10 protein-coding genes are annotated in these 12,992 nt (G+C 74.6%); 1 reads left to right on the forward strand and 9 read right to left on the reverse strand.

The genetic code is table 11. The annotated features are described in order from the left end of the window. Nucleotides 1-17 precede the first annotated feature (17 nt). The 9 genes from MNZ29_RS07280 to MNZ29_RS07320 form a co-directional block, all read right to left on the reverse strand. Nucleotides 18-2,168, reverse strand: a complete 2,151-nt coding sequence (locus MNZ29_RS07280) for a DUF3131 domain-containing protein (protein WP_242354347.1) — start codon at nucleotides 2,166-2,168, stop codon at nucleotides 18-20. After that, nucleotides 2,165-3,520, reverse strand: coding sequence for a DUF3131 domain-containing protein (locus tag MNZ29_RS07285; protein ID WP_242354360.1), 1,356 nt, complete (start codon nucleotides 3,518-3,520; stop codon nucleotides 2,165-2,167). The genes MNZ29_RS07280 and MNZ29_RS07285 overlap by 4 nt, the downstream gene beginning before the upstream one ends. Next, complete coding sequence (locus MNZ29_RS07290; protein WP_242336159.1) at nucleotides 3,517-5,340, reverse strand: glycosyltransferase; 1,824 nt, start codon at nucleotides 5,338-5,340, stop codon at nucleotides 3,517-3,519. Before MNZ29_RS07290 ends, MNZ29_RS07285 begins: the two co-directional genes overlap by 4 nt. A 5-nt stretch (nucleotides 5,341-5,345) precedes the next feature. After that, on the reverse strand, nucleotides 5,346-5,675 hold the full coding sequence (locus MNZ29_RS07295; protein ID WP_242336162.1) for an STAS domain-containing protein: 330 nt from the start codon (nucleotides 5,673-5,675) through the stop codon (nucleotides 5,346-5,348). A 451-nt stretch (nucleotides 5,676-6,126) separates the two neighbouring features. Next, nucleotides 6,127-6,414 carry a hypothetical protein gene (locus MNZ29_RS07300; protein ID WP_242354369.1) on the reverse strand — a complete coding sequence of 96 codons (288 nt, stop codon included), beginning with the start codon at nucleotides 6,412-6,414 and terminating at the stop codon, nucleotides 6,127-6,129. Between the two features lie 64 nt (nucleotides 6,415-6,478). Beyond that, nucleotides 6,479-9,727, reverse strand: coding sequence for a fused MFS/spermidine synthase (locus tag MNZ29_RS07305; protein WP_242354380.1), 3,249 nt, complete (start codon nucleotides 9,725-9,727; stop codon nucleotides 6,479-6,481). A 168-nt stretch (nucleotides 9,728-9,895) separates the two neighbouring features. Beyond that, nucleotides 9,896-10,657: a metal ABC transporter permease gene (locus tag MNZ29_RS07310; RefSeq protein WP_242336171.1), complete on the reverse strand. Its 762-nt coding sequence runs from the start codon at nucleotides 10,655-10,657 to the stop codon at nucleotides 9,896-9,898. Further along, the gene (locus tag MNZ29_RS07315; RefSeq protein WP_242336174.1) at nucleotides 10,657-11,346 is read right to left on the reverse strand and encodes a metal ABC transporter ATP-binding protein; all 690 of its coding nucleotides are present in this window, start codon (nucleotides 11,344-11,346) and stop codon (nucleotides 10,657-10,659) included. Before MNZ29_RS07315 ends, MNZ29_RS07310 begins: the two co-directional genes overlap by 1 nt. A 3-nt stretch (nucleotides 11,347-11,349) precedes the next feature. Next, on the reverse strand, nucleotides 11,350-11,931 hold the full coding sequence (locus tag MNZ29_RS07320) for a phosphatase PAP2 family protein (RefSeq protein WP_242336177.1): 582 nt from the start codon (nucleotides 11,929-11,931) through the stop codon (nucleotides 11,350-11,352). Nucleotides 11,932-12,081: 150 nt separating this feature from the next. Between MNZ29_RS07320 and MNZ29_RS07325 the strand changes: the two genes are divergently transcribed. Next, a complete protein-coding gene (locus tag MNZ29_RS07325; RefSeq protein WP_242336180.1) occupies nucleotides 12,082-12,813 on the forward strand; it encodes a hypothetical protein in 732 nt (243 codons plus the stop codon). The last annotated feature ends 179 nt before the right edge of the window (nucleotides 12,814-12,992 follow it).

The raw sequence follows: 12,992 nt of genomic DNA on the forward strand, positions 1-12,992 counted from the left end.
TCTCCTCCCAGCGCGCGCTAGAACGCGAGGTTCACGCCCACCGCGAGCACGCCGTTGTGGGACCAGCTCGTCGGTCCCCAGTCGTAGTAGGTGACGTAGAAGGTGCCCGGCCTCCAGTCCCACCGGCCGAACCCGTACACGACGCGCCAGCGCGGGGTGCCCGTGGGCCCCTCGAACACGCGCGGCACCGTCCACCCGATGCCGCCCATGGCGAACCACTTCCCCGCCACCGTGAGCGTCGCGCGCGCGCTCACGTAGGGACCGCCGCCGAAGGGGACCGTTCCGCCCAGGAGCGGCGAGAGGCAGAACGCGCCGCCGCAGAGGTTCGGGCCGCGGTAGCCGAGGTTGAGCTCGGCCCCGTGCATGGCGAGCCCGTCCCCGGGCCGGACCGGCCCCCAGTTGTCGAGGTGCAGGAAGAACGTCCGGCCCCGCCAGTCGTCCCAGCCGATCCCCCACAGCATCCGCGCGTTGCCGCCGGGCGAGAACGGCGTGCCCTCGGCGCCGAAGCGCAGGAACGAGGCGCGCCAGGGCCAGAGCGTCGCGACCGCACCGGCGCCGGCGCGATCGACGCCGCGGTAGTCGGTGAACAGGGAGAGCGTGAGCGGGTGCGTGTACAGCCGGGCCCGGTGCGGCGCGGTCGAGCCCTGCGCCACCGGCGAGACCGGCAGCGCCTCGGCGCGAGCGGCCTCGGGCGTCCCCGGGTAGCACGCCCCCGCGACGCCCGGGAACGCGGCCGGGACCATGACCCCGCCGCGCCGGGCCGCGCGGGCCTGCGGCCCCCTCGGCCCGGCAGGCCACGGACCGTGCAGCGGGCCGGCGCGCGCGAACAGGATCGCCTCGAGGACGACGCCGTTCGTGTTCGCGTTGAGCGACCTGTTCATCCCGCCGCGCTCGTAGATCCCCGCGTACCAGCCGCGGGCGGGGTCGCGCGCCTGCGCGACGGCCTGGCGGAGCACGCGGGAGTACGGGTCCTCCGGGAAGAGCGCCGCCAGCGCGAACGCCGCCTTGGTGGAGAGCGCGCGGAACCGCCCGGCGTCCCCGCCGTCGGGCGTGAGCGCCTGCCAGGGGCCGCCGTCCGCCCAGATCGCGCCGTACACGAACCACGGCGCCTCGTCGACGTGGTCCTCGCTCGCGGCCGTCGGCACGCCGGTCTGCTCCCAGCGCCGTCGCTGCACCTCGAAGATCCGCCGCAGGAGCTCGCCCCGCTCGCCCCCGCGCCCGAGCTCGAACGCGCCGAGCACCCACGGATCGGTCACGAGGGCGTTCACGGCCCCGAACCGCCGCCTGTCGCGCGTGTCGTGGCGGACGGGGACGCCCAGGATCGGGGTGTCCGCTGCGAAGCGGTCGTAGTCGCGCGCGCGGGACACCGCGAAGCCGAGCCGGGCGAAGCTCTCCGCGGCGTACTGCTCGTACCCGAGCCGCCCTTCCTGGACGACCTGCACCTTGCCGCCCGCGTCGACGATCGCGCCGTGCAGCTCGCCGTCGCCGAGGAGCCGGCAGTAGCGCCAGCGCGCGAGGACGCGCGCCACCCCGGCGCGGTGCTCCGGGGCGCGCTCGGCGAGGATCGTCAGGGCCGAGGCCAGGCGGGCGAGGTCGATCGCGGAGAAGCCGATGCCGGTCGCGGTCGGCTTGTTCGCGTAGTCCGCCATCCGGCCCGTCGCGGCGTCGTACGTCTTGTTCGGCAGCTCACCCTGGAAGAGCGGCTGCATGGCCAGGGTCCAGAGGAGCGTGTCGATGCGCGCGTCGAAGGTGGAACGCTCGACGAGACCGAGGTCGCGCGCGGCGAGCGTCGCGAGCACCGTCGAGCCGAGATCCCACATCGTCGTGTTCGGGTAGCCCTCGACCGAGTTCACGAGCCCGGTCGCCGGGTGGTAGTTCCGCTCGAAGTACCGCCAGGCGATCTGCGCCGCCTCGAGCTCGGGATCGACGGGGCGTGCCGGCTCCGCGGGAGGTGGCGCCGCCGGCTCGGACGGCGGAGGGATCTCCGACGCCGGCTCCGCGGCGGGGGCCTCCGGTGCGACGGCGGTGGGCGGCTGCGCCCCCCCGCCCGGCTCGGCCGCCGCCGCGGTTTCCGCCGCGGGCGGCGCGGGAGCTTCCGCGCGGACGGCGCCGCGTGGCGCGATCGCGAGCGCGGCGGCGAGGACGGCGGCGAGGACGCGGTCGCTCACCGGCGGGCCTCCGGGGCCTCCGGGGCCTCGGGCTCCTCGGGCCGGAGCCACGGACCGCGCGCGCGGTACGCGAGCGCCTCCAGCACGAGCGCGTTGGTGTTGAGCGACAGCGCCCGGTTCACCGCGCCGTCCTGGTCGTAGCGCCCGGCGTAGAGCCCGCGCGCGTCCACGAGCTCCCGGGCCGCCGCGGCGAGGCGATCCGGGTACTCGCCGTCGAACAGCACGCCCCAGCCCACGGCCGCCTTGGTGGAGAACCCGAGGTCCTGCGGGACGGGGGTGCCGTCGGGCGCGAAGGCGGTCCAGCGCTCGTCCCCGTTCAGCACCGCCGAGTAGGCGAACCACGGCGCGCGGTCGAGCGCGTCCTCGGAGATCGCGGTGAGCTTCCCCGTCGTCGCGAAGCGCCGCTCCTGGACGCGCACGAGCGCCCGCGCGATGGGGAGCGTCGTCGCGTCGAACCCGTGCTCGAGGGCGTCGAGGATCCAGGGCTCGGAGAGGACGGCGGCGTGCGTGCCGCCGTACCGGCGCGGGTGGCGATCGTCGTGCGGGATCCGTTGCCCGAGGACCTCCGAGAACGCGAGGTGGGCGCGGTAGTCGATCGCGCGTGCGACCGGCACGCCCCAGGGCAGGAGCGCCTTGGCGGCGTACTGCTCGTAGCCGAAGCGGCCTTCCTGGTACCTCTCGACGGCGCCGTCCGCCCGCCGCTGCGCGCCGACCAGGGCACCCCCGTCGCTGAGCGCCCCGAGCCGCCAGCGCGAGACCGCGCGGCGCACGAGCGGCGTCAGCTCGGGGTGGCGCCAGGTCACGATCCACAGCGGGACGAGGACGCGGGCCACGTCGAGAGCAGACCAGCCGATCCCGTTCGGCGCCGGCCGGTTGTCGTACCCCACCATCTCGAGCGTGCGCGTGTCGTACGCCTTGTTGGGCAGCTTGCGATCGAACAGCGGGATCGCGCGGAGCGACTTCAGCGCCCGGCGCAGACGGAGCGCCGCCGCGTCCGTCGAGATGACGCCGAGGTCCTCCGCGGCGAGGATCGCCATGAGCTGCGAGCCGGTGTCCCACATGGTGGTGGACGGGTAGCCCTCGACCGAGCCGGCGAGGCCGGTCGCCGCGTCGGTGTTGCGCTCGAAGTAGCTCCAGGCCGCGCGCGCCATCCGCCGCTCGTCCGCGTCGAGCGGCGCGGGCCGGCGGAGCGCGAGCGCCTCGTCCGAGGCCAGCGCGGCGAGCCCCGGGGCCGGCCCGGACTCGGCGCGCGCGAGCTTCCCGGCGTAGTGCACCGTGAAGATCGCGGCGGCGAGCCCGACGAGGAACGCGAGGTGTGAGCGCGCGGTGAGGAGTCCACCCCAGAAGCTCAAGCGACGACCTCCTTCTGCCGCCTCGGCACGAGCGCCGCCATGACGAACGGCGCGAGGCAGGCGGCGTTGTGCAGGCTCCAGAACAGGTTCGCGGCGTACGCGGTCGCCTCGCCGGGCGCGGCCAGCGGTCGCGTGAGGAGCACGCCCCGGTAGACGAGCCCGGCCGCAATCGCGCCGAGGAGCACGAGGTGCGGCACGACGAGCCCGAGCGGGCGCCGCGCCGACGCGATCTTGGGCGTGACGGGGAACCGCAGCGGGCGCCGGGCGACGACGTGGACGAGCGCGCGGAGGTTCAGCCAGAACGAGGCGAGGTGGTACTGCTCGCCGCGCCAGGTCGGCACGCCCCAGGTCCCGACCATCACGGCGAGCCGGCTCGTGAGGAGGAACGGCACGATGCGGACGGCGAACTCGCCGTCGTACGCCCGCACGGGCGTCACCCCCGCGAAGAAGAACGCGAGCGGCGCGAGCATGAGCGGGAGGACCCACAGCGGCGCGAGGTACGCGTACATCGTCGCGCCGTACATCACCTTCTGCCAGGCGGTGAGGCGGCGCAGGCGCAGCGGGTTGTCGTGGAGCGCGATGTCGAGCGTCCCGCTCGCGTACTTGAAGCGCTGGATGCTCCAGGCGAGCAGGTCCTGCGGCGAGAGCATGCGGGTGAGGACCCGCGGGTGGTAAACGGAGCGCCAGGGTCGCGGCGCCGCGTGGAGCCTGATGCTCGTGTAGATGTCCTCGGAGACGTGGAACTCGTACGGCGTGAGCTCGATGCGGCGCGCCGCCTGCGACGCGAGCGCGGTGGCGAGCGTCGCGCGGCGGGCGCGGTCCGGCACCCGCTCCGTGATCGGGCGAACGGCCGCCTCGACCGCGGCGCCGAACTCCGTCAGGGCGCCCTCCATCACCGCCTCGCGGCGGTGCACGCTGCCCGCGCCGCAGCAGAAGGCCGCGTTGCACCAGTTCCGGCAGCGCTGGACCACGTGGTAGAAGGCGCGCGGATCCGACCCGAGCCGGTCCGCGCCGACGGCGATCGGCCCGAACGCCGCCTCGATCGCGCGACCGACGGCGCGGCCGGCGCGCCCGAGCCGCGCGCGGCGCGCGAGCCAGTCCGGGAGGCGCACGCCCGGGTCGAGGTCGTAGAAGGACTGCGGCGTCTGCACCCAGGCCACGCTCGGATCCCGGAAGTACCCGAGCGTCTCCTCGAGCAGGGCGGGGAGGGGCCGCGTGTCCGCGTCGCAGATGACGACGAGGTCGCCGTCGCTGTGCTCCAGCCCGTTGCGGAGGTTGCCCGCCTTGTACCCCTCGTTCGTCGCGCGGCTGAGGTAGCCGACCCCCTCCTCCCCGGCCATCCGGCGCATCTCGGGCCGGCGCCCGTCGTCGAGCACGTACACGCGCACCGTGAGCGGGAACGGGTAGGTGAGCTGCTTCGCGTCGCGCACGGACAGGCGCACGAGCCCGACCGGCTCGTCGTAGGTCGTGAGCATCACGTCGACCTTGATGGGCCGGTCGTGAGGGAGCGGCTCGTCGCGGAGCTCGTTCACCGTGCGCGGCGCCGGCTGCGCGGGGGGATCCTCGGCGCGCCAGATCGACAGGAAGAAGAGGACCGCCCCGAGGTACGCGAGGGTCTCCGCCGCCGCGATGACGACGGCGAACCCGAGCGCGTCCGGGTTGAGCGACGCGGTCCAGCGCCAGGCGAGATACCAGCCCCCCAGCACCGTGGCGAGGACCGCCAGCACCTGGAAGGCGAAGTTCCGCACCGCGTCGCCGCGCGCCCGCACGCCGGGCGCGGCGGTCTCGGGCTCGATCCGCGGAACGTACGAGGCGTCCAAGGCGATCACTCCCCGACGGCGGCGGCCAGATCGTCGAACTGCGGGAAGAGCTCGTCGAGCCGCGTCCGCTCGAGCAGCGCGCGGACGGACGGCGAGGCGTGGACGAGGCGCAGCTCGGCGCCGGCGTCCATCGCCTTGAGGAGCGAGATGAGCGCCGCGATCGCCGAGCCGTCCATGGCCGCCACGTGCTCGAGCGAAACCACGACGCGCCGCCGCCCTCGCACCTGGTCGGCGACCCGCGCGCGCAGCTCCAGCGCGCACTCGGCGTCGAGCCGCGGCGCGAGCGGCGTGACGACGAGCGATCCGTTCCTGTGAGCGAAGCGGAGATGGAGCATGCGTGAGGATCCGGGCGGCCCCCCGCCGCACCGCATCCGCTCTGCAAACTGGAACGTCGCCCGGACGACGCAAGGGTTGACCGTTTCATCCGACCCTCGCCGGGAAGGCGCGCCGGGAGGCCCGGGCGCTGCGCACGTGGGAGCGTGGGCTCGCCGGCTCGCGCCTTCAGCGCAGCGTGCTAAACGGCCCTGTCGTCAGGGTCTTCGCCAGGGGTGGGCGTCAGCGAACGCTGACGAGGCTCGCGACGCGAAAAGGTCCTGCAGCGGACGCTCGCCCGCGGCGCGCGCGCCCCGTCGGGCGCGACCTCGCACGGGGTTCGGCCACCCGACTTCCCGGAGAGCGCTCGGTCCGCGTCGCGCGTGCTCGAGGCCTCGCTCGCTCGCGCCTGCAGCCAGCCGCCGCGCAGGCGGAGCCCCGCCAGCCCTCAGCCGTGGCCGAAAGAGGCGCCGATCACCGGGAGTCGCCGCCGGAGTCCCGGTCCGAATCCCGCCAGACGCGCCGCAGCCGGAGGAGGGAGAGCGCGACCGCCCCGAACGCTGCCACGATCGCCGCCGCGGCGGTGATCCACGGCGCGCCGAGCGACGGGAACGACGACGCGAGGACCCGCGGGACGAGCCCGACCGCGATCACCGCGAGGAGCCCCAGCCCGCCCACCTGGAGGAGCCCCAGGACGGTGAAGGCCCTTCGCCGCTCGGCCTCCTCCGCTCGCTGATCTCGCTTTTCGTCGGGTTCGCGCATGGTGGGTCCTTCCGGGCCTGCGGGACGCAGCTCGGCGTCATCGCCGCGCGGCGACGGCGGCGCGCTAGGGAGCGGCCCCGCGCGTCATGCCGGCCAGCGGGACCCGCCGGCGGTACCCCTCGAGCGCGGCGCGCGCGGCGTTCGCGTTCGCCGGATTGCCCGAGGCCTCCAGGATCGCGACCGCCCTCTGCTCCTGCTCGATCGCGCCGTCGAAGTCGCCGGTCGCCGCGTAGGCGACCGCGAGCGTCTCGAGCGAGCCCGGATCGCGGTCACCCGTCTCCTCCACCGCCGCGCGCGCGAGGCGCACCGCCTCGGGCGGATCGCGCAGGCTCGCGTCGGTCGCCAGCAGGAGGGCGAGGTGCTGCTTCGGCGCGGCGAGGTCCGGGGCGAGCTCCACGGCGCGGCGGAGCTGCGCCACGGCGTCCCCGGTGCGGCCCAGCATCGCCAGCGAGACCGCGAAGCGATCGCGCAGCGTCGCGTCCAGGGGCGACACCTGGAGCGCGTCCTCGTAGTGCTCCGCCGCCTCGCCCGTCAGCCCCTCCGCCTGCAGGATGTCGGCGAGCATCCTGTGGGCGGGTGCGAGGGCGGGGTCCTCGGCGAGCGCCTCGCGCAGCGCCGCGGTCGCGTCCGCCGTGCGCCCGCGCAGCGCGAGGACGCGGCCGAGATCGACGCTCGCCTCGACGAGCAGCGGGGACGCCTGGAGCGCGGCCCGGTAGAGGGCGATGGCGTTCTCGTAGTCCCCCCGCAGGTCGAGCCCCAGCGCGTGCGCGAAGATCGCCTCTCCGACGATCTGGTGGACCACGCCGAAGTCCGGCGCGTCGGTGAGCGCCCGCCAGAGCAACCCCTGCGCGCCGGTCGTCCCGCGCGCGTCGCCGACGAGCCCGTCGAGGAGATCGCCGACCGCCCGCGAGCTCGCCTCGAGCGCCGCGGCGTCCCCGCCGACCAGCGCGACGTCCCGGAGGCCTCTCCGGCGAAGCTGCGAGATCTCGGCGAGGTTCCCGGTGACCCGCTCGGCGTCCGCGCCGGCGAGCGCTCCGGGCGGGTAGAACTCGAGGATCGGGCGCTCGCGAGAGTTCGTGGTGCTCCCGCCGGACACCCAGGCGCGCAGCGCCGCCGTGTCCGCGACGAGCAGGCTCGCCACGTCGGTGGCGCGGCGCCAGCCGTAGCGGCGGAGGTCGTCGGTCTCCGGCGCGTCGAGGACGCGCTGGACGTGGGCCATGTCGAGGGTCAGCGCCTGCTTCGAGCCGACGAGGAAGCTCGAGTGATGGCCCAGCCACATGTACGCGTGGGGGAACACGCCCGTGAAGGTGCGGACGATGATCTGCAGGTCCTCCGGCTCGACGTCGAGCGGCACCCACTGGATCATCGTCCCGTCCGCGGCGAGGTGGTCGAGCGCGCTCCGGTAGTAGTCGCTCGAGTAGAAGAGCCCGTTCCCAGCGTGCCCCGAGCGCGACTTGCCGTCCGAGATGATGGCGTCGTAGCGGGCGCGGCTGCGCTCGAGGTAGTTGACCCCGTCGTCGTTCACGACGCGGATGGCGGGGTGCTCCAGGGCGCCGCCGTTCCAGGGCGCGAACTCGCGCGCCGCCTCGATGACCGAGGGGGAGAGCTCGACGCACTCGACGCTCGCGACGCCCGGATGGCGCGCGACCTCGCCGACCAGGATCCCCGTCCCGAGCCCGATCGACAGCACGTGCTCCGGGGTCCTCCGCGAGAGCATGAAGGGCAAATGGGCGAGGACCTGCTGCTTCATGTCCACGCCAGCGCTGCTCTGGCCGATCGTGACCCCGTCCACGGCCATGACGAGCTGCCGCCCGTCCCGCGCGCGCCGGAACACCTTCACCGTCGAGACCGGCCCCTCCTGATAGAAGAGCACCGGATCCAGGGCCTCGCCGCCGCTGGCGGGCAGCGGCTGGGGCCGCCACGCCCACAGGAGGACGACGCTGCTGCACAGGCACACCGCGACGGGCGCCGCCCGGAGCAGCCTCGCTCGCCAGGGGCTCCGCTTCAGCTCCTCGGAGAGCCCCCAGCCCGCGCCGAAGAGGTTGAACGTGGCGACGAGCGCGATGCCCTTCTGCATCCCGAGCAGCGGCAGCACCACGAACCCGCCGAGCGCCGCTCCGGCGACGTTCCCCAGGGTGTTCGCGCCGTAGAGCTGGCCGAGGCGCCGGCCCAGCGTGTCCACCGAGCGCGCCCAGATCACCGCCGCGATGGGCAGCGTCGAGCCGATGAGCGTCGTCGGCACGATCATGATGAGGAAGCTGAGGGCGAACCTGCCCCACAGGGCGGTGGTCCAGCCCGGCTCGGCGGCCTCGAACCAGCGCTTCCCGTACTCGAGCACCCAGCGGGTCAGGGGGATCGTGGCGAGCGTAGACGCCGCGATGGCGACCTGGATCCAGCCGAGCGTGCGGCGCGGCTGGCGCAGGCGATCGACGAACGCCCGCGCGACGAGGCTGCCGAGCGAGATGCCGACGAGGAACGTCGAGAGCATCGTCACGAAGGCGTACGTCGAGGTGCCGACGAGGACGGCGAGCATCCGCGTCCAGAGCACCTCGAGGCACAGCGAGGCGACGCCCGAGAGCATCATGACGACGAGCAGCCGCCGGTCGGTGCTGCCGGGCGCCGCGTCGGAGACCCCCGGCGCGGACCGCGGCTCGGACGTGCGGGAGGGCTCGGCGCCCGGCGCCCTGCGACGAAGGGCGGCGACGCCGAGCGCCGCGACGCCCACGGCGCAGTTCACCGCCACCGCGATCCACAGCGTCCCGTGGACGCCCAGCGCGCGGATGAGCACGAAGCCCGCGGCGACGCTGCCCAGCACCGCGCCGGCGGTGTTGAGCCCGTACAGGAGGCTCAGCCCGCGCCCGAGGTTCCCGATGCGCTGCACGAGCGCGCGGGTGATCGCGGGCAGGGTCGCCCCCATGAGCAGCGTGGGCGGGAGCACCACCACGGACGCGAGCACGATCCGGAACAGGAGCAGGGCCGGCGAGCCCGGCGGGAGCTGGGCGGCGGCCCACGTGTGCACGGGGTGGAGCAGGCGGATCGCCACGGTGCCGGCGATCGCCGTGGCGGCGATCCCGAGCTCGAGCCACCCGTAGACGCGGAGCGGGTCGCGACTCCGATCCGCGACCGGGCCGAGCGCCCATCCCCCGAGCGCGAGGCCGCCGAGGTACGTGGCGAGGACGGCCGTGATCGCATGGATGCTGACGCCGAAGACGTCGTTCAGCATGCGCGACCAGACGACCTGGTAGACGAGCCCGGCCGCACCGGAGACGAGGAAGATCGCGGAGACGACTGCGAGATCGCGTCGGCGTTGCATGGAGCGCGGACTGTACCCGTTCGGCGCGGCCGACCCAAGCCGCGCCGTGCCGCCGCCCGGCGGCTCCCCGCGACTGCGGAGAGGCGGGCGAGCGCCCGCGCGCCCTACCCCGCCCGCACGGCAAGCCGCTCCCGCGCGGCCCTCCCCGCGCGAGCGGAGCGCGCCGCCTCAGCGACCGCGGCGGACGACGAGGGCGACGAGGAACATCCCGGCCGCGATCGAGATGATCACGGGGCCGGTCGCCCGGTGGAGGCGCGAGGCCAAGAGCTCGCCGGCGAGCGTGGAGGTGACCGCGACGCCGACCGAGATCGCGAACATCTGGTCGAGGGTGCGCGCGAGGTGCTTCGCCGTCGCGGCGGGGATGATGACGAGCGAGCCCATGAGCAGGACGCCGAGGTAGCGAAGCCCGAGGGCCACGGTGAGCGCGAACGCGAGGAGGAAGAGGAGCTCGAGGCGCGCGACGCGGATCCCGGAGGTCCGCGCGATGTCGGCCGAGACCAGCGTGATGACGAGCCGGTTCCGCTGCGTGAGGACGAACGCGACCACCGCGGCGGCGCCTGCGAGCCCGAGCGCCAGCTCCCACCCGCCGAGGGTCCCCGGCGCGCCGAGGAGCGCGTCAACCAGCTCGTCTCCGGTGGCGAGCATGCTCCCGAGCGCGAGCGCGAGCGAGAAGACCACGCCGATGACCGTCTCGGTCGAGCTGCGGGTCTGTCGCTCCAGCCCCCAGACCAGGAGCGTGCCGGCGAACAGGGCCGCGAGCCCGCCCAGCACCGGATGGAAGTGGAACACCAGGGCGAGCCCGATGCCGGGCAGCGCGACGTGGGACATCGCGTCCGACGCGAGCGCCATCCGGCGCATCAGCGCGAAGCAGCCGACGAGGCCGGCGGCCACCGCCATCCCGATCGAGAGCGTGAGCCCGGTCCACTGCATCAGTGGTGATGGTACTTGAGCGGCGTGCCGTACACCTGCTCGATCCGCTCGGGCGTCAGGATCTCCTCCGGGGCCCCGAAGCACGGCGCCTCGCGCGAGAGGCACAGCACGTTCGTGGCGTACCGGTAGACCACGCTCAGCTCGTGCGAGATGAGGAGCAGCGTGAGCCGCTCGGTCTCCTGGACCCGGTGGATCATCTCGTACAGCCGCTCCTCGCCGGGCTCGTCCACGCCCGCCGTGGGCTCGTCGAAGAGGAGGACCGTGGGCTCGCCCAGGAGCGCGGACGCGAGGAGCAGGCGCTGGAACTGGCCACCGGAGAACGCCCCGATGGCCAGGTCCGCGGCGCTCGGCGGCAGGTTCACGAGCTCGAGGGCCCGCGCGAGGTCGGCGCCGGGGGCACCCGACACGTGGGCCTTGGCGCGGAGGAAGTCGCGCCCGGTGACGGGGAGGTCGCGCTCGATGTCGAGCTTCTGCGGCACGTACCCGATGCGCGTCCCGGGCGCCCAGCGGACCACGCCGCCGTGCGGCAGCGCCCCGATGAGCGCCCGGAAGAGGACCGTCTTCCCAGCGCCGTTCGGCCCGATCACGGCGAGGGCGCTGCCGCTGCGGACGCTGAAGCTGAGCTCGCGCAGCACCTCGGTCCCGCCGAGCCGCACCGAGAGCCCCTCGACCTCGAGCGCGTTCTCCATGCCTCAGCCCCTCTCCTCGGGCCGCCCATCACGAGCGGCCGACGCCCGGCCGACGGCGGCCCTCGCGACGGCGAGCCCCGCGAACGCGCACAGTGTGCCCCACGCTGCGCCGGCGAGCACGTCCGTCGGCCAGTGCACCCCCACGTACACGCGGCTCAGCGCGACCGCCGCGGCGATCGCCAGCGCCGCGACCCCGGCGCGCCGGTCCGCCGCCCACGCGACGACGCCCATGGCGAAGAAGTTCGCCGCGTGGAGGCTCGGCAGCGACCCGACGTCGCTCGCCGGCGCGAGCCACCGCACCGCTTCACCCAGCGCGAAGCACGGACGCATCCTGGCGAACAGCGGCCGGAGGACCCGCGCCCCGAGGAAGTCGCTCGTCGCGAGGGCCGTCGCGAAGGCGACCAGCAGCGCGCGCCGCCTCGTCCCGCTGGCGACGAGGATCGCGACGACGATCGCCGCCCCGACGACGGCTCCGAACCACCGGCTGGAGAGCGCCACCGCGAGCGCGTCGAGCACGCGCCCGCCGTCGAGGTTCAGGGCCCGGAAGATCTCCTCCTCGAGTCGCGTGTGGTGGTCGGACGTCATGCGTTCCTTCATTTCACGAGACGCGCCTCCTGCCTACGCCTTGGGGGCAGGGGGCGGCGGGAACGCGACCCGGAGGCGGACGGAGACGTCGACCGTTCCCTCGCGGTGCCCCCAGTGCCGAACCGCGGCCCGGGTGCGCACGCTCATGCCATGAAGACGCTGCTCAAGCTGGGCGCGGGCGTCGGTCTCTGCGCGGGTGCGTACGCGCTGCTCGTTCGCCCGCGCATGCTCCGGTGGGGCGCGACGCGAGAGGAGGTCCAGAGGCGATCCCCGGGCGACGACCTCCTTCCGGACGGCAAGCGCGGCTCGACCATGGCCGTCACCCTGGACGCCGCGCCCTCCGCCGTGTGGCCATGGCTCGTGCAGATGGGGTTCGGCCGAGCGGGGTGGTACAGCTGGGACCGTCTCGATCACTTCGGCCGGCCGAGCGCGAGCCAGATCCATCCGGAGTGGCAGTCGCTCTCCGTCGGAGACCGTCTGCCCGCCACTCCGGACGGCAGGTACTGGTTCGACGTGGCGGCGGTGGATCCCGGGCGCTTCCTCGCGCTGCGCGTCCTCACCTCCGGCGGTCGCCAGCACGACTCGGCGGATCCGCGGCCACGCTCCGCGAAGGACTTCGTCGATTCGCTCTGGGCGTTCCAGCTCGACGAGCTGCCCGGCGGGCGGACGCGGCTCGTCGTGACCGTCCATTCCGCCGGCCGGCCGCGGCTCCGCGACACCGCGCTCGGCTTCGTCTTCTGGGAGCCCGCCCACTTCATCATGCAGACCCGCCAGTTCACGAACCTCGCGCGCCGAGCCGGGGGCGCGCTCCGCGAAGCGCGGCGAGAGCGCTCCGCGGGGCCGCCGGATGAGGTGCCGCTCGCGCCGCACCCGCAGACCTGACGAGGCGGGACCGCCGCCCTCAGAGCGCCACAGCGCGTCAAGCTGAACCGGTCTCGGAAGCCACGGGACCCGGCTCGCTCCGCCGCAGCCTCATCTGGCTGCGGGCTGCGCTTGTCCCCGGTCACGAGCCTCGACGCCGCGCCGCGCTGTGCGAGCTTCGCCTGATCGCCGACAAGCTT

It is taken from the genome of Anaeromyxobacter sp. SG64 (genome assembly GCF_022690745.1).
Lineage (GTDB): Bacteria > Myxococcota > Myxococcia > Myxococcales > Anaeromyxobacteraceae > Anaeromyxobacter > Anaeromyxobacter soli.